The following is a 15,896-nucleotide window of genomic DNA, read 5'->3' on the forward strand; positions in this document are numbered from 1 at the left end:
GGAGATCCGCTCGAATAGCTACAACTTATCCCATAATTAAATTGACTTTGCTCGAATTAATAAGTTTTGCCAGTTTACTCTTCGAGTTCATCTACATATCTTTTCAGTTTCACAAAGAATAGAGAGCCCTTTCCTGCAGGATTATCTCTTACTCCGACTTCTCCCTTATGGAGTTCAATGGTCCTCTTGACGATCGCAAGTCCGAGTCCTGATCCCTTCACACCGGTCTTGTTAACTCTCTTGAACCTGTCAAAGACGGTAGCCTTGTGCTCGTCTTTGATACCTTCTCCAAAGTCTGTGATCGTGATCTCTGTATATTGTTCGTCTTCCTTTATGTCAACGATCACTTCGCTCTTTTCAGGGCTATACTTGATCGCATTTGAGATCAGGTTGGTGAATACAGTTTCAACAACAGGGTTCCCCATCACATAATGTGGTTCTTTGCTGTTGAATGTTACCTTTATTTCCTTGTTGCTGGCCTGCGTGGTAAGTATTTCCATTGAATGCTTGATTATCTCGGTAACGTTCTGCATATTGAGCTCGAGCTCGTCGGAACTTTCCAGCTTTCCAAATTCCGCAGCAGAGTGGATCATCTCGATCAGATTGTTGTTGTTCTTCAATATCCTTTCAAGTAACATCCTTGTCTGCTCATCTGTCTCTGTCATAAGCAGAAGTTCCGTAAAGCCTTTTATGACGCCTGCAGGGTTCAAAAGGTCATGCCGCATGATGTCTGTGAACATGTCCTTTAGCTCGTTGGACTGCTCCAGTTTCCTTGCATATTCTTTGAGTTCCTTCTCTGCCTTCTCACGATCTATACTTGCCTGCTGCAATGACAGGCGAGTCTGTTCGATACCTTCTGTAAGCATCTTCAGGTCGCCATGTCCATGGAAATGCACAGTTCTGGAAAAGTCTTCTTTTTCCATAGCCGCAAGAACTTCATTGGACTCGGTAATTATCACATCCAGCAGCTTTGTGAAATAATTGATGGATTGTGCAAGTTGTTTGAACTCTCCTTCGGTCTCGCCTCTGAAACGAGCATCCAAATGACCTTTTGAAAGTTCTTCTGCAACTCTTGTTGTCTCGTGTATCGGAAGTATCACACCGTCGAGGATATGGTTGAGGCCTACCGGTATCTTTTTGAAATCCGCATCAATGTCTGTGTTTGCTCTGATGTTCAATTCACCCTCAGCTATAGAATCGGCCATTTCTTTGAAATCATTTACAATGTCATCAATGGATGCAGTTACAGTTCGTGATGTCAGGTAGGCTGCAATACTTGTAAAGAAGATTGAAAGAATAGCGATGGCGATCAGCTTATCCCTTAATGCAAAGGTTCCTTCAAGCATTTCCTCTTTCGGGATCACCAGGAAAAAACCATAGTTCTTGGATTCGATAGGTTCGTAGAATACTACAACTTCTTTACCTGTCATCGGATCGATCGTATTTACGTAACCGCTTTTCTTGTACTTGATGTTGTCTGCTGCTTCAGAGAAGCCGGGGTTGTCATAATCATAGATCGTCTTATAACCTATCCAATCTTTATTATAAGGCTGGGAGAGTATAAGCCCCGAACTTCCGGTCATAATGGCATATCCGGTATCGAAAGCTTTGACCTGGCTTACAATTTCATCCATATAGTCCAGGGAGACATCAACTCCGCTTACGCCGATGAATTCTCCATCTTTAATGATCGGAGAGCCATAGCTTACTATAAAGACGCCATCATAGAAGTACGGATCAGAGATTATTTCATTTCTGAAGGCCTTCGGGTAAAGGTAATAATCGTAGCTTTCACAATCTTCAAGGTAGTCATTTTCAATGCTTCCATCGATGCGGTGCCAGTACGGAGCAAACCTTCCTGTGCTGTCATAATTTTCGATGTTCGCAAACTCATTGTCCTTTCCATCAAAGGCATTTGGTTCATAGCAGGTATATGTTCCTAAAAGGTGTGGGTTGTCTTTCAGGATCGATTTCAGGATCCTGTTTATCTCGTCTCTGTCCGACGAATTATATTCACTTAATGTGGAGCTGATAGAACGGGCAATTGCAAGATCGGATCGCATATCTCCGTCGAATTTGTTTGCATAGCTCTTTGTGATCTCAGTAGCCTGCTGGTGAGTAAGCTCTTCCTGCACTGTGATCTGGGTTGTTATTGTGATGGAAGTTGCCATTACCATTACAAGAAGCACTCCTGCAACAGCAGCAAGGACAATTTTCGATCTTAACGGGATCTGCATCCAATTCATATGACTCCTTTCTTTAAAAGCGAATTATGCGATATTAACGTTTCCTAACAATATTCGCATTTTTGTAAATCTGGATCATTTTTCACAGGATCCGTCCGTATAGACCACTGCGTCTTATTATTTTAGATAATATATCTCTGTTTGATCCGCTGAATTTATACAAAAAATGATCTCGCCAATTCTACTAATTATTGGTGCATGTATGGACTGAGCATTACTGCTTCATACCGGGAGTGATCTTGTCAACTCTCTGACCTGCTTCCCGAAGCCCTTCTCCATTTCTGCAATATTATATTGAAAAGATATGCAGCAGACATTACCAGGATTATGGTGGCTCCGGAAGCTATATCAAAATAGTATGACAACAGCAACCCGGTAATGGTGAATATAGCGCCGAAAAGAACGGAGAGATACATCATGATCTTCATATTGCTGGTGTACTGCCGGCTAAGTGCTGCAGGGATCGTCAGAAGGGCTATTACCAGTATAAGTCCTACCACACGTATCATCACTACTACGGTCAATGCGATCAGGCATAGCAGTAAAAGGTATAATCTTTCTGTTGGTACTCCCGATACCCTTGAGAATTCCTCATCGTAACAGAGTGCCATGAACTCCTTGTAAAGTATGTAAACAGTAGCAATTATCACTGAATCGAGGGCCAGCATAAGGTAGATGTCCGATCCGGGTACTGTAAGGATGTTCCCGAACAGGTATGTCATAAGGTCAGGGGCATATCCGGGTGTCCATCCGATGAATATTATTCCGACCGCCATTCCAAGTGACCAGAGGATTCCGATAATTGTGTCTTCCGGCACATCGGATCGCTTGCTGATGGTTCCCATTGTCAGTGCTGAAAAAAGACTGAATGGTAGGACTCCTAATATAGGGTTTATCCCAAGGAAGTAACTGATGCCAATGCCTCCGAAGGAGGCGTGTGCGATACCTCCGCTAATGAAGACTATTTTCTTCACTACAACATAAACACCGATCATACCGCATGCGATACTTGCAAGTAATCCTGCGAAGATGGCATTTCTCATGAACTCATATTGCAAAAGCTCTATCATCGAATTTCCTCTCAGTGTTTATGGATATGTAATACCCGGTGCGGTACTCCGTGTGCGATTAGATCTACGGGGCATCCGTATGATTTTTCAATATCTTCCGGGACAAGTTCTTTTGAGCCGTGGTAATGGAGCTTACCGTTAAGGCATGCGATCTTGTCAACAAGTACTGATACTGCGCTCAGGTCGTGTGAAATCATGATGATAGTCACCTCTGATTTAAGCTTTTCCAGAAGTTCATAGAATTCGTTCTGCATTCGGGTATCAATGCCTGTTGCCGGTTCATCTAACAGGAGTACTTTTGGGTTGCTTACAAGGGCACGTGCAATGAATACTCTCTGGCGCTGGCCACCGGAAAGTTCTCCTATCTGACGGTCACGGAACTCAAGCATATCAACAACTTCGAGTGCTTTGTACGTTGCTTCCCGGTCCTCGTCAGTGTAATGTTTGAACAGTCCTCTTGTTCCCATGCGTCCCATGAGCACGACTTCCCATACGCTTATTGGGAAATCGATGTTTGTGGGTCCATACTGTGGAACATATCCGATCAAATGGCGGGATCTGGCCGGACTCTTTCCCAGGACTTTTACTTCCCCTTTTTGTGGCTTGATCAATCCCAGGATCACCTTCAGCAAAGTACTTTTGCCACCGCCGTTAGGCCCGATGATCCCCAGGAAGTCTCCCTCGTTGATCGTCAGGTTCACATTTTCCAGTACGGTTAGCTTTTCATACTTTACCCATACATCTTTCAGACTGATCACTTCTGCCATTTTACTCCCTCATTCTTTTGCAATTCCTCTGGAAAATGCTTCTGTAATGCTGTTAAGGTTATCGATGTAATCTTTTGCCAGCGGGTCAACAGTTACAACTTCACCACCAATGGCAGATGCAATTGCCTGAGCGCTCTGTGTGCTGAACTGTGCCTGTACGAATATAACACTGATGTTCTTTTCTTCTGCTTCATCGATAAGTCTTTGCATATCTTTGGGGCTTGGTTCTTTTCCTTCTTCCTCGATCGTTATCATGTCGAGGCCGTACTCCGCCGCAAAATAGCTCCATGATGGGTGGTAAGTCATAAAACTGCCGCCTTCGTCACCAAATGACTCCCTGATCCTTGCATCAGCCTCTTCAAGTTCCTGAAGGTATGCCTCTTTGTTCTTCAGGTATAGCTCTTTATTATCCGGGTCGATCTCTATAAGGCCCTGGTATGTGTTCTCAACCATGATCTTTGCATTCAGTGGTGATGTCCATATGTGAGGATCCACTCCTCCGTGATCATGTGCCTCTCCCTCCTCTTCTGCGGAGTGATCCTCATATTCTGCTTCATTTTCTTCATGCGTTTCCATGATTGCGATCCCTTCCGAACAGTCAAATATCAGCATTTCGCTGTTTACTGTTCTGATCTTGTCAAGCCAGACGTTCTCAAATGGCAATCCTGATCCCACTATAAAATATGCTTCTGCATCTGCCACTTCCCTGAGCTGGCCGGCAGTAGGTTCATGTGTGGCAGGACTTGCTCCGGGAGGTATCAGGACAACAACATTCACGGTATCGCCTGCTATCTTTTCTACGAATTCCTGTTGTGGAAGTATGCTTACTGCAACAACCAGTTTCTCACTCTGCTGGTTGCTATCTTCTGCTGGCTGATCTGTGCAGCCGGAAATGGATATCGATGCCATTAATATAAGGACGGCCAAAGTTATCGTTATGTTCCTGTTCATGTTATCGCCCTGCCGTGTTTTGAATTTGGTTTTATGTTTTTAGAATTTTGGTACAATCCCAAAAATACTATGGTCTCTTGCTTTTTAATTAGTTAGTAGCTATTTTTTATATATACATTCCGCTTTATTAGATGGCATGTGTATTCTTCAGTGGCAAAATTTTACCTCTATACAAAAATCATGTTGGGGCAACATTTTGATCTTTATCTTAATAATTTCAGTACCCGCCTCACTTTTAACAAATCAAGACTTTTCACATTCATAAAAACAGTTATTAAATATAATTAAAGATATCATTTAATCGCATATCACATTTTCACAGGTGAATTTATGAAACGATTGATCAAATTATCTTCTTACTTTTTGCTTGTATCTCTATTGATATCTATTTCCGGATGTGTTGATGATACTTCTACACCTTCAGATGACATTGATATAAAACAACAGAATGCATTTCAAAATGATATCCTTTATCAGGTATCGACCATTGATGCACTGCTTGATGGTCTTTATGGGGGGCAGATGAGCATTGCTGAGCTAAAAGGACATGGCGATACAGGTCTTGGTACCTTTGATCGTCTTGATGGAGAAATGATCGTTGTTGATAGAGAGGTCTACCAGATGAAAGCAGATGGTGTTGCCTATCCGGTGGAAGATTCTGCTACTACCCCATTTGCAGCTGTTACTTATTTTGAGGTGGATGAGCTTATTGTACTTGATGATCGTGCAAATTCATCTGAAGTTACCGGCTTGATCGAGGAAATTCTGCCTTCAGAGAACATTATGTATGCTATAAGGATAAACGGTACTTTTGAACAGATGAAAGTGCGCAGTGTACCTGCCCAGGAAGAGCCGTATCCTCTTCTGGTCGATGTGATCAAAGAAGAGCAGGCAGTGTTCGAACTTGAGAATGTGGAGGGGAACATTGTAGGTTTCTGGTTGCCTTACTATGTTGAAGGTATCAATGTGCCGGGTTACCATTTCCACTTCATAGACGGGAGCAGGGAAAAGGGTGGACATGTGCTTGACTATGTTGTTCTGAACGGTACTGTAAGTGTGGATCATACAACCGAATTTGAACTTTCAATTCCGGAATCCCCTGAGTTCATGGATGCTGACCTTTCGCGTGATAATAGCAACGATCTTCATATTGTTGAAAAGGATGAGGGATGAGAAGGAAATTGATTTCCTTTCACCCATGATTTTTAAATAGGTTTGTAGCAATAGATGCGCTACAATACCTAAGTGAACATTCCAGTTAGAACAAGGTGAACAAATGTACGCAGACAGAATCAACGCATTACCCCCTTATTTATTCGCAGCTATCGATGAAGCAAAAGCCGCCCAGAGATCAAAAGGCGTCGATGTGATCGACCTCGGTGTGGGTGATCCTGACCAGCCAACCCCATCCCACATTGTTGATGCAATGTGTGAAGCAGTAAGGGATCCTGCAACCCACAGGTATCCTTCATACACAGGTATGATGGAGTTCAGGGAAGCGGTGGCAGACTGGTGTAAGGAGACCCGTGGTCTTGAGCTTGATGCTGCAAAAGAGACCCTCACACTTATCGGTTCAAAGGAAGGTGTAGCACACATCCCTCTTGCATTCATCAACCCAGGCGATGTGGCACTTGTCCCTGACCCTGCATATCCTGTTTACAAGATCGGAACACAGTTCGCCGGCGGAGAGCCTTACATCATGCCTCTTCTTGAGGAGAACGGCTTCCTTCCTGACCTTGAGGCAATTCCTAAGGACAAGCTTGCAAAGGCAAAGCTCATGTTCCTGAACTATCCGAACAACCCGACATCCGCAACTGTTGATGTCAAGTATTTCGAAGAGGTTGTTGAGTTCGCTAAAGAGAACGATATTATCGTAATTCATGATAATGCTTACTCTGAGATGGTCTATGATGACTACCAGGCACCAAGTTTCCTCAGTGTTGATGGTGCAATGGATGTTGGTATGGAGCTTTACTCCATGTCCAAGACCTACAATATGACCGGATGGAGGCTTGCATTCGCTGTTGGTAACAAGAACCTCATCACAGGTTTCGGAAAGGCAAAGTCAAACATCGACTCCGGTGCATTCGATGCGATCCAGAGGGCAGGTATCACCGCACTTTCAAGCTCACAGCAGTGTGTTGCAGACATGAACAACATGTACCAGGAGAGAAGGGACGTCCTCCTTAAGGGATTGAGAAGCATTGGCCTTGATGCAAAGGCACCAAAGGCAACCTTCTACATGTGGGTTCCAATACCAGATGGATATGACTCTATCGGATTCTCCAAGCTCCTCCTCGAAGAAGCAGGCATCGTAGCAACACCGGGTGTCGGTTTTGGTACATATGGAGAAGGCTATGTGAGATTTGCTCTTACACAGTCTGTCGAGCGTCTCGAAGAGGCTGTTGCAAGAATGGAAAAGCTGACCATTTAAGGTCAGATATTTTATTTCATACCAACTTAATAAAAACGAGAATGCCGCCAATATTGGTGGCATCATTTCTTCTTTTTAATTAGTTTTGACCTGGCTAAGCCGAAGGTCAGTAAAAAATATGTATGGTTTACCCTTCAGACCTTTCACTTCAAAAGCGAATTTGGATGAATGTGTCCGCTCCTTATCATATGGTCAACGAGCACAAGTGCCATCATAGCCTCTGCAACAGGTACCATCCTTGGTGGTATTGTCGGGTCGTGGCGGCCCTGAATGGTGATCTCTGTATCCTTCATCTCCTTCAGGTCTACCGTTTGCTGCGGTCTTGATATTGATGGTGTCGGCTTGACAGAAGTGCGGCAGACTATGGGCATGCCTGTGGACAATCCTCCGAGTATCCCTCCGGCATTGTTGGTACTGGTCATTACCTTCTCATCTTCCATGAAGAAGGGGTCGTTCATCTGGCTGCCTTTCATATTGGCTGCCTCAAAACCTGCACCGATCTCAACTGCCTTGACCGCACCGATGCTCATCATGGCCTTTGCGATATCGGCATCCAGTTTGTCAAATACCGGTTCACCGATGCCAGCGGGAACTCCGGTTGCAATGATCTCCACCATGCCGCCGATGCTGTCATGCTCTTCACGCGCTGCTTCGACCTCTTTGAGCATCTTCTCTGCAGCTTCAAGGTCTGCACATCTGACTGGTGTCCTTTCAAGGTTCTCTTTGATCTCTTCAAGGGACATTGGTCTTGCTTTCACGTTGCCGAGAGCTATGACGTGGGCAACGATCTCGATACCGGATCTTGCAAGTATCTCTTTTGCAATCGCTCCGGCGGCCACCCTGCCAATGGTCTCCCGGGCGGATGAGCGTCCTCCACCACGGTAGTCGCGGAGACCGTACTTTTCCGTGTACGGGTAGTCGGCATGTCCCGGTCTTGCAACATCCTTGATGTTGTCGTAAGAACTGGATCTTGCATCCTTGTTCCATACCATCATGGAAATTGGTGTGCCGGTGGTCTTTCCTTCGAAAATACCTGAAAGGATCTCCACGCTATCCGATTCAGATCGTGGGGTGGAAACCTGGCTCTGGCCGGGACGTCGCCTGTCCAGCTCTTTCTGGATCATCTGTGGCTCAAGAGGCAGTCCTGCGGGAACGCCGTCTACTGTGACTCCCAATGCTTTTCCATGTGATTCTCCCCAGGTCGTGATCCTGAACGAGTGTCCAAAGGTATTTCCGGGCATGTTAATCTAATTCCGTTTGATGTTATTTTATTTTTGTTCTTTCCACGGGTCGATATGAACCAGTACTTCGCCCACACCTTCCAGTTTTTGTTTGAGATTTTCAATAACCTTGTGTGAGATCGCATGCGCTTCGGAAACGGTCATATCAGGAGGTACTCTTATGTGAAGGTCGATGTGTATGTTACCTTTACTTCCTCTGGTCCTGATCTTATGGCAGTCGCGCACTCCTTCTATTTCATAGGCAAGGGAGCAGATCTCGTCTTCTTCGAACTGTGCTGCATCACATAATGTGTTGGAACTTTTCATTATTATATCTATACCGGCCCTGACGATCACAGCCGCTATGATAAGTGATATGAGAGGGTCAATTATGGGGTAGCCTGCTTCTATGGCTACCAGCGCCACAAGTACTGAAAGTGAAACGAAGATGTCACTTCTGGTGTGGATCGAATCTGCCAACAGTATCTCACTGTCAAGCTGCTCTCCCTTCCTTCGTTCATATTCGGTAACGAGCAGGTTTATGGCCATTGTACCTATCATTACTATAAAGCTCAGCCCCGTCACAGTGGGCTGTATTTCCGATGTGAACCTCATAATTGAATTGTGGATTATCTCGAAGCCCACGAAGATGATCAGTACCGCAATGACGATGGATGCAAGGGTCTCGAATTTCTGGTGTCCGTAAGGATGGCTCCTGTCAGGAGGTTTTGCTGCCACAAAGATAGCAATGATGCCGACGATATTGGATATTCCATCAAAAAGGGAGTGGTAGCCGTCGGATTTCATGCTGAGCGTGTTTGTGATCGTGCCATAGACTATCTTTACAAAAGCTACCATCAGGTTCAGGAACAATATGATTACAAGTATCTGCTGTATCTTTTTCGAGCGTCCGTCCATGGTGATCTTCCTATCAATATCTTTGATTGGTCATATATAGTTATGTTAAACTTTCAGGGACGTTGAATAATTATATCAAATATGTGCTACTAATACAATACAAGAACTATAAACAGATGGTTGCCCGAACAGATATTCATTAAAGGTGTTTCAATGAGGTTTTATTAATGGTAAAGATCGCAGTTACAGGTAAAGGTGGTGTTGGCAAGACCACCCTTTCCGGAACCCTGGCAAGGCTGCTTGCAAGGGACGGCTATGAGGTACTTGCAATTGATGCTGATTCGGATATGAACCTTGCATCTTCACTTGGTATAGCTGAACCGCCCCTCCCGCTGACGGAATACAAGGAGATGATCGATGAACGTGCCGGCGAGGTTGGTGGTATGTTCAAGTACAATCCGAAGGTTGAAGATATTGTGGACAAGTTCGGTGTTGTCGGTCCTGATGGTGTGAAGATGCTGGTCATGGGAACTGTAGAGCGTGGAGGAAGCGGCTGCATGTGTCCTGCTTCTGCATTCCTGAGAGCACTTCTCCGCCATGTTGTATTGAAAGATACCAGTGCACTGATCATGGACATGGAAGCCGGTATCGAGCACCTCGGTCGCGGGACGACCCGCGGCATCGATCTTATGATCATTGTGGTGGAGCCTGGTATGAGGTCCATCGAGACTGCCGGGCGCATCAAGGAACTTGCAGGCGGCATCGGTGTGAAACATCTTGCTGCGGTTGTCAATAAGGGTACTTCTGCTGATGTAAAGCCAAAGCTTGCTGAGCTCGGAATTCCGGTCCTTGGAGAGATCCCTTTCTCGCCAGATCTCATGAATGCTGATTTTGAAGGCAAGTCTCCCATAGATGCAGGCACAGAAAGCATTTCTGCTTTTGTTGAGATCAAGGACAGGATGCTTGAAATGATCGAGAGCTTCAGCAAGGATGAAGATAGCTGAGTATTCACAGGTAGAACCGTTCATCACAAAGGACGGCTCGATAATACGTGAACTGATGCACCCGAATAGCGGTGGCAACCAAAGGCAGAGCCTTGCAGAAGCAATTGTGCCTGTGGGATGTGAGACTCTCAAGCACCGGCACTATGAAGCAGAGGAGATCTATCATATAACTGCGGGGTCAGGACTTATGACCCTGGGCGATGATGTGTTCAAGGTAGGTGTGGGGGATACTATATTGATCGATCGTGGGGCAGGTCACAAGATCAAAAACACAGGGAATATTGAACTTAAGTTCCTGTGTTGCTGTTCACCTGCATATTCACATGAGGATACTGAACTTCTGGAATGAAAAACCTTCTTTTCTTGCTTAATCTCTTGAATATGTACCCATAAGTTCTCCTTCTGCAATGACGTGTTGCATCATCGCCTTTTCAATAGTCGTTCTTGTGGACCCGGATTCGAGTTCAAGCATTGTGTCAAGTGCATATATCCTGAAGAAGTATCTGTGTGTTCCTGAAGGCGGGCATGGGCCAGAATAGTTTGTCTTTTTAAAGTCGTTAAGTCCCTGTATTCCCGGAACCGTATCCTCCACGATGATCGACCCGGGCTCGATGTTCCAGACTATCCAGTGGGTGAATGTTCCCATAGGCGCATCCGGGTCCTCTACTATAAGCACAAGACTTACGGTGTCTTCCGGAAGGTTATCGGTTACCAGTTCCGGATTGATGTTGTCTCCTTCACAGGTATATTTTGAAGGGATCTTGCCGTTGTTCTCAAAAGAGCTTGTTGAGATCATGAAAGACCCTTCATCTTCATTCTCAACTATATCCGGTATGGGTTCCGGACCAGTATCCGTCGCAGTGCAGCCGGAGATCGTTATGATCAGCATTATTGCAGCCAGTGACACGATCTTAGTAAAGATGTTCATTTAAATTACCCCTATTCCACATTTTCTTGCATCCTTAATAAATTATATATTGAATAGGTATTTTTCAACTACATTGTTCGACTAAATCCTAACGATCTACCGGAGCAATACTGTTGAGGGCAAAAGGAAATATAATGGATAGGTTGCAAAAGACCGAAAGGACTGAGAGGTTTAGGTTGTTTCTCCAGCTCGTAGGGCTTGCTATCTTCATCGATTTCGGATCTCAGTCAACTTTCTATGTCGTTCTGCTGTCCGTTCCTGTTGCCCTGTTGTTCGGTCCTGTCTATTGCGGCTGGATGTGCCCAAGAGGCATGTTCCAGAACATCATCGGATCTATGGGGAAGAGGATCCTTGGTAAAAGATACAACACACTGGTATCAAAAAGAATGCATAAACCACTATCATATTTCCGTTACGTTGTATTGCTCTTTCTGCTGATCTCGATGGTGCTCCATGAGCTTCGTATAATTGATGATCTCATTATGGATTCGGTGGTAACAGATGTTCTTATCTTTATCATGGTTGTATCTATACTTCTTTCCTTCTTCGTGGACAGGGCAGCATGCAGGTATTTCTGCAAGGAAGGCGCAGCTTCTTCGCTGACGAACCTTGTTAAGGTCAGGAAGATCAGGCGTAACCCTTCACTCTGTTGTTCATGTGGTCTATGTGACAGTGTGTGTCCCATGTGGATCGATGTTTCAAAAAAGGAAGTTGTGATAGATACTGCTTGTATCAGTTGTATGAAGTGTGTTCAAAAGTGTTCGGTGGATGCACTCCGGGTGGAATAAGTTGAACAATTAAATGAAGTTTTATTTTTCAATTTCAGAAAGAAAAGATACGATTTAAGAAAAAGGATCAAGAAAAAAGAATCAAAAAACAAAAAATAAGAAAAAAAGCGTTGATCAGGAATAAAACCCGATCATACCTCCACACAGTTTTCCCAGAGGCCGTGGATGTTGCAGTATCCAAGAGCGCAGAAAGCTGCATATTCGTCAATATTCTCAAGCTTGAACCAGCAATCAGGTTTTGTGTTTCCCGGACTGAAGTTTGTCCTGCCGAGGTTTACGACCTCTCCGCTGCTCTTCTTGCCGTAAAGCTCGACCCATGCAATGTGGTGCTCAACGGTATTTGGATGTGCAGTTTCTTTACCTACGATGACCCTTACAAGGTCAGCATCCTTCCCTCCATGTCCTTTGAGGATATCGATGGCAGGTACATGTTTCTCCTTCATTGCGCTTTCAGCTTCAATGTCCTTTCCTTTGACTAACTCTCCAAAGTTCATATGATCGACTCCTTTTGTATTTTATAGTCCAATATCTATCTTTGTTCTCCGTATAAGCTTTTTGTGGTTGTTTTGGAAGTGAGGGATATTGCTTACTATTGTCCGGGTTTCATTGATCTGTAAAGAAAAGAGGAAAAAGATTACCCCCGCCGAGCTCTTTAAGAATAGTACACCTGGCGTGGTATATTAAGAGGAATGTATCTTAAAGAACTCTTTAATTTCTATACAACTCCTTTTATTTATCTATAACTATTAAAAAAACATCTGTAATGCCATAATTTATCAGAACTTTACTGAAAAATTGTAAGTAACTATGGGGATGAGGTTAGTTCTTTCAGGGTATCTTTCTCTCCATAAGCAAAGGCCCTGAAGTTTCAGGGTATGCCTGTGATTCCTGGATTATTGACAACTTTATGAGAAGAAATGGAAACAACAGAAGTCGCTATTAAAATTCGCTTTGCTTTTAATACAATTAGATGTTGCTGTCTGCAATTTCCGGATTGGTTGGAATTTTAAATGTGAATGTGCTTCCATTTCCAACTTCACTTTTGACCAAGATCTCCCCTCCATGCATCTCTACAAATTTCTTCGCCACCACAAGGCCCAGCCCAGTGCCTCCATGTTTTCTGGTCAATGAACCATCTACCTGATAAAAAGGTATCATATTTGATCAATCCGGATGAATTCTGCTACTTTCGCTTGCGTACTCTGATCCACTTTTTTACCTGGTATTTAGATCACAAAAAATACAATATCACAGGCAATAATATAACTCCCATGGCATGTGACTTCCTGATCTTCATGAATGATGCTGACATCCCAAGAGGGATAGCGATCACAAAGATGAGCAGGCCGAAGAAACCAGTGAACAGCAGGCTCATCAGTGCGAGTCCCAGAAGGACAGAGATACAGATAATCGAATAATCAAGCTTAGCAAGCATCCTGTGTATATTGTTTCCAATGGATATCGTTGAGAAATATGAGAGCAGCGCCGTGATGGAAATGACAAGCAGGAACAGTATCATGTCCCGGGGTGTCAGACTTGCGACCTGCAGGAGCTCTTCGAGGGCTACCATTGCACCGCTTCTTGTTTTCCCTATAACTGCAAGCGCGAAAAGTCCGAAGATCGCGTTTGCTGTTTATAGGATATTCTAAAGAATTTAATTAAAATAAAGTATGTTGCACAAATAAAAACACATACTTCTTTTTTGTTCAGTAGTTTTGTATTATTCTAAACAATACTACAATATTAAGGTCCATATGATAAATAAAATTGTTACTCTTCCAGGAACAAATGTGGGCAGTTTGTCTGGTTGAAGTTCGATAAAGGTGCGGCATATATTCCACGCTGTATAAACCTTTTGGTTAACACATACCCTTATTCTTAAGGAATAATTAAACAAAAAGGTTCGAATACAACCCCTCGCATAGCAAGTCGGGGATATAGGTAAAGTGGGAAAAGGCAACTCCCTAAACTTCTCGGAAACTATCTCTATATCCAAAATATTATTCTTAAGCCCTTTTTTTTATAAGTATATAAAAAAATCTCTGTTCCTGTTTCTCAAGGTAAAATGTAGGGGTGTGGGGGAAATGTACAAAAGCTGACAAATGTAAACAACTTATAAAAAAAATAGTTGAAATAATTGAGATAAAAAAAAGGAAGAAGTTAATAAAAAAAATAAGGCTGGAATAAACCTGTATTTCTCTTTTTTAAGCAAGACCACCAACCATGAGATCATAGATCTCTTTGGTCACCTTCGTGTGTTGTGTGCGGTATTCTGCAGTAGGTTCAAGGGTTGTAAGATTATAACATTCCTTAAAGGTTTTACCAACATCAGGCTTTTTCACTTTGTTCTTGTACTTATTGAACAATTCCATAGCAAGGAAATTTGCATCTTCTATTGATAGAGTAGTTGCAAGTTCTGCAACCTCTGCCATGAACTGGGATTCCAGGCCTGCAGCATGATCGACTATGCTACCATTGTTCAGAATTGGACCTGAAAGAAGATCATCACCACATACTACATAACCAATTGTCTGCACTGCAGTTTCATAAAATGACATTTTAGTGCATGGGCCTGCTGAGTTACTAATGACAGTACCGAATTGACTGCGAGTATTTCTGGAGAGGGCAATTGAAGAAATAAAAGATGCCCACATTGTCTCAAATGAAGTAGATGTTGGGAGATGGACATTTGTTGGATTCTTAAAGAAAACGCCAGAATACAATACTTTTGATTTTAGTGCTTCTGCAACAACTTGAATAGCAAATTGCTCTGCACTTATGCTTGTCATACCTCCCATGACCAAAGTATGAGTACAAAGATGATTAACACCTAGCAACTTATAATGAACCGCTCTTAATATTTCATCCATATTTGTGGAGAGATCGGGCAAAGGATAAATCTCTTGGAAATCACCCATGCTCATGAACTTTGGGTTTGCAATAGATATAGAATTCCAGACATCTTCAATAAATGGAGGAGGCAGGCAGCATATCCCCGGCCTCCCTTCAAGAGAGCATGCTTGTTTCATGTAACTGATAGATTCATGGGCAGAATAGAAACTTGAAAGTTCTTTTACAAGACCTGGTTCAAGGTAACTGTGAATCGTGCCGGGACCAAGTGAATCAATGAGATCTACTTTTGCATAAGATCTGTGAATGGGAATGTACATCTCAGCCGAAAGAGGCATGGCAGTAGGACCGCCAATTATAAAGGGCATCTTGTCATCGAGAACATTTCTGAAATTCAATGTCATTCGATCAGCATCTTCGCCTATCATGAAGGAACGACGTTGTAACTGGAGGCGCTTTTCGATATCTTCTTTAGAAATTTCAAGAACAATATCTTTATCGTTAAAATGAACGCCTACCCTTTCCAGAAGTTCTGTAGCAGCATGGTAGACCCGATCGGCCATCCCAAAGTCCTGACTGATAAGTTCATTGCCGTCATAAAATATGTCATACGAATCAACTAGTTCCAAAGAAGTTTCATAAAGAAACAAATCGTGTTCACTTTTAGTTCTTTTAGGAGCTGAGTTGAGCATATCCTTAGTTAATAGATACATGTTACTGTACGTCATTTGTCGCTCCTAGTATAAATTAAATTTTGTTTTTTAATGATCAAGAGGTAAA

Annotated in this window: 16 protein-coding genes; 5 read left to right on the forward strand and 11 right to left on the reverse strand. The window is 43.4% G+C overall.

The genetic code is table 11. The features are described from left to right. Nucleotides 1-74 precede the first annotated feature (74 nt). From ACR3I3_RS06390 to ACR3I3_RS06405, 4 genes are all read right to left on the reverse strand, one after another. Complete coding sequence (locus ACR3I3_RS06390) at nt 75-2,237, reverse strand: ATP-binding protein (RefSeq protein ID WP_440951442.1); 2,163 nt, start codon at nt 2,235-2,237, stop codon at nt 75-77. Nucleotides 2,238-2,488: 251 nt separating this feature from the next. Beyond that, the gene (locus ACR3I3_RS06395) at nt 2,489-3,316 is read right to left on the reverse strand and encodes a metal ABC transporter permease (protein ID WP_440951443.1); all 828 of its coding nucleotides are present in this window, start codon (nt 3,314-3,316) and stop codon (nt 2,489-2,491) included. Between the two features lie 11 nt (nt 3,317-3,327). Then, nucleotides 3,328-4,083, reverse strand: coding sequence for a metal ABC transporter ATP-binding protein (locus tag ACR3I3_RS06400; protein ID WP_440951444.1), 756 nt, complete (start codon nt 4,081-4,083; stop codon nt 3,328-3,330). A 9-nt stretch (nt 4,084-4,092) separates the two neighbouring features. Further along, nucleotides 4,093-5,034, reverse strand: coding sequence for a metal ABC transporter solute-binding protein, Zn/Mn family (locus ACR3I3_RS06405; RefSeq protein ID WP_440951445.1), 942 nt, complete (start codon nt 5,032-5,034; stop codon nt 4,093-4,095). Between the two features lie 330 nt (nt 5,035-5,364). On the opposite strand from ACR3I3_RS06405, the gene budA reads away from it, so the two are divergent. Next, nucleotides 5,365-6,207: an acetolactate decarboxylase gene (gene budA / locus ACR3I3_RS06410; RefSeq protein ID WP_440951446.1), complete on the forward strand. Its 843-nt coding sequence runs from the start codon at nt 5,365-5,367 to the stop codon at nt 6,205-6,207. Between the two features lie 103 nt (nt 6,208-6,310). After that, nucleotides 6,311-7,468 carry an LL-diaminopimelate aminotransferase gene (locus tag ACR3I3_RS06415; RefSeq protein WP_440951447.1) on the forward strand — a complete coding sequence of 386 codons (1,158 nt, stop codon included), beginning with the start codon at nt 6,311-6,313 and terminating at the stop codon, nt 7,466-7,468. Between the two features lie 143 nt (nt 7,469-7,611). On the opposite strand, the gene aroC is transcribed toward ACR3I3_RS06415, so the two are convergent. Further along, nucleotides 7,612-8,709, reverse strand: a complete 1,098-nt coding sequence (gene aroC, locus ACR3I3_RS06420; protein WP_440951448.1) for a chorismate synthase — start codon at nt 8,707-8,709, stop codon at nt 7,612-7,614. A 27-nt stretch (nt 8,710-8,736) separates the two neighbouring features. Further along, nucleotides 8,737-9,606, reverse strand: coding sequence for a cation diffusion facilitator family transporter (locus ACR3I3_RS06425; RefSeq protein ID WP_440951449.1), 870 nt, complete (start codon nt 9,604-9,606; stop codon nt 8,737-8,739). 167 nt (nt 9,607-9,773) lie between these two features. Between ACR3I3_RS06425 and ACR3I3_RS06430 the strand changes: the two genes are divergently transcribed. Together ACR3I3_RS06430 and ACR3I3_RS06435 are read left to right on the forward strand one after the other, a co-directional pair. Next, nucleotides 9,774-10,550: a nucleotide-binding protein gene (locus tag ACR3I3_RS06430; RefSeq protein ID WP_440951450.1), complete on the forward strand. Its 777-nt coding sequence runs from the start codon at nt 9,774-9,776 to the stop codon at nt 10,548-10,550. Continuing rightward, the gene (locus ACR3I3_RS06435; RefSeq protein ID WP_440951451.1) at nt 10,537-10,899 is read left to right on the forward strand and encodes a cupin domain-containing protein; all 363 of its coding nucleotides are present in this window, start codon (nt 10,537-10,539) and stop codon (nt 10,897-10,899) included. The genes ACR3I3_RS06430 and ACR3I3_RS06435 overlap by 14 nt, the downstream gene beginning before the upstream one ends. An 18-nt stretch (nt 10,900-10,917) precedes the next feature. Here ACR3I3_RS06435 and ACR3I3_RS06440 read toward each other — a convergent pair whose 3' ends face one another. Next, the gene (locus ACR3I3_RS06440; protein WP_440951452.1) at nt 10,918-11,478 is read right to left on the reverse strand and encodes a YbhB/YbcL family Raf kinase inhibitor-like protein; all 561 of its coding nucleotides are present in this window, start codon (nt 11,476-11,478) and stop codon (nt 10,918-10,920) included. A gap of 176 nt (nt 11,479-11,654) precedes the next feature. Between ACR3I3_RS06440 and ACR3I3_RS06445 the strand changes: the two genes are divergently transcribed. Further along, nucleotides 11,655-12,266, forward strand: a complete 612-nt coding sequence (locus tag ACR3I3_RS06445; RefSeq protein WP_440951453.1) for a 4Fe-4S binding protein — start codon at nt 11,655-11,657, stop codon at nt 12,264-12,266. 131 nt (nt 12,267-12,397) lie between these two features. Here the strand turns inward: ACR3I3_RS06445 and ACR3I3_RS06450 are convergent, their stop codons facing one another. The 4 genes from ACR3I3_RS06450 to ACR3I3_RS06465 form a co-directional block, all read right to left on the reverse strand. Next, entirely contained in the window at nt 12,398-12,760 is a 363-nt protein-coding gene (locus ACR3I3_RS06450) for a class II SORL domain-containing protein (RefSeq protein ID WP_440951454.1), read from the reverse strand. 472 nt (nt 12,761-13,232) lie between these two features. Continuing rightward, the gene (locus tag ACR3I3_RS06455; RefSeq protein WP_440951455.1) at nt 13,233-13,394 is read right to left on the reverse strand and encodes an ATP-binding protein; all 162 of its coding nucleotides are present in this window, start codon (nt 13,392-13,394) and stop codon (nt 13,233-13,235) included. 103 nt (nt 13,395-13,497) lie between these two features. After that, nucleotides 13,498-13,887 (reverse strand): tripartite tricarboxylate transporter permease, encoded by a 390-nt coding sequence (locus ACR3I3_RS06460; RefSeq protein ID WP_440953764.1) that lies wholly within the window; start codon nt 13,885-13,887, stop codon nt 13,498-13,500. Between the two features lie 583 nt (nt 13,888-14,470). Further along, the gene (locus ACR3I3_RS06465; RefSeq protein ID WP_440951456.1) at nt 14,471-15,844 is read right to left on the reverse strand and encodes a monomethylamine:corrinoid methyltransferase; all 1,374 of its coding nucleotides are present in this window, start codon (nt 15,842-15,844) and stop codon (nt 14,471-14,473) included. Nucleotides 15,845-15,896: the final 52 nt, after the last annotated feature.

The organism is Methanococcoides mangrovi, from assembly GCF_052057775.1.
Taxonomy (GTDB): domain Archaea; phylum Halobacteriota; class Methanosarcinia; order Methanosarcinales; family Methanosarcinaceae; genus Methanococcoides.

What these genes read in the sequence shown, in the direction of transcription:
- ACR3I3_RS06395 (WP_440951443.1), bottom strand. Translation starts at nt 3,316, where the DNA reads ATGATAGAGCTTTTGCAATATGAGTTCATGAGAAATGCCATCTTCGCA.
- ACR3I3_RS06390 (WP_440951442.1), bottom strand. Translation starts at nt 2,237, where the DNA reads ATGCAGATCCCGTTAAGATCGAAAATTGTCCTTGCTGCTGTTGCAGGA.
- ACR3I3_RS06440 (WP_440951452.1), bottom strand. Translation starts at nt 11,478, where the DNA reads ATGAACATCTTTACTAAGATCGTGTCACTGGCTGCAATAATGCTGATC.
- ACR3I3_RS06450 (WP_440951454.1), bottom strand. Translation starts at nt 12,760, where the DNA reads ATGAACTTTGGAGAGTTAGTCAAAGGAAAGGACATTGAAGCTGAAAGC.
- ACR3I3_RS06425 (WP_440951449.1), bottom strand. Translation starts at nt 9,606, where the DNA reads ATGGACGGACGCTCGAAAAAGATACAGCAGATACTTGTAATCATATTG.
- ACR3I3_RS06405 (WP_440951445.1), bottom strand. Translation starts at nt 5,034, where the DNA reads ATGAACAGGAACATAACGATAACTTTGGCCGTCCTTATATTAATGGCA.
- ACR3I3_RS06430 (WP_440951450.1), top strand. Translation starts at nt 9,774, where the DNA reads ATGGTAAAGATCGCAGTTACAGGTAAAGGTGGTGTTGGCAAGACCACC.
- ACR3I3_RS06415 (WP_440951447.1), top strand. Translation starts at nt 6,311, where the DNA reads ATGTACGCAGACAGAATCAACGCATTACCCCCTTATTTATTCGCAGCT.
- budA (WP_440951446.1), top strand. Translation starts at nt 5,365, where the DNA reads ATGAAACGATTGATCAAATTATCTTCTTACTTTTTGCTTGTATCTCTA.
- ACR3I3_RS06400 (WP_440951444.1), bottom strand. Translation starts at nt 4,083, where the DNA reads ATGGCAGAAGTGATCAGTCTGAAAGATGTATGGGTAAAGTATGAAAAG.
- ACR3I3_RS06465 (WP_440951456.1), bottom strand. Translation starts at nt 15,844, where the DNA reads ATGACGTACAGTAACATGTATCTATTAACTAAGGATATGCTCAACTCA.
- aroC (WP_440951448.1), bottom strand. Translation starts at nt 8,709, where the DNA reads ATGCCCGGAAATACCTTTGGACACTCGTTCAGGATCACGACCTGGGGA.
- ACR3I3_RS06435 (WP_440951451.1), top strand. Translation starts at nt 10,537, where the DNA reads ATGAAGATAGCTGAGTATTCACAGGTAGAACCGTTCATCACAAAGGAC.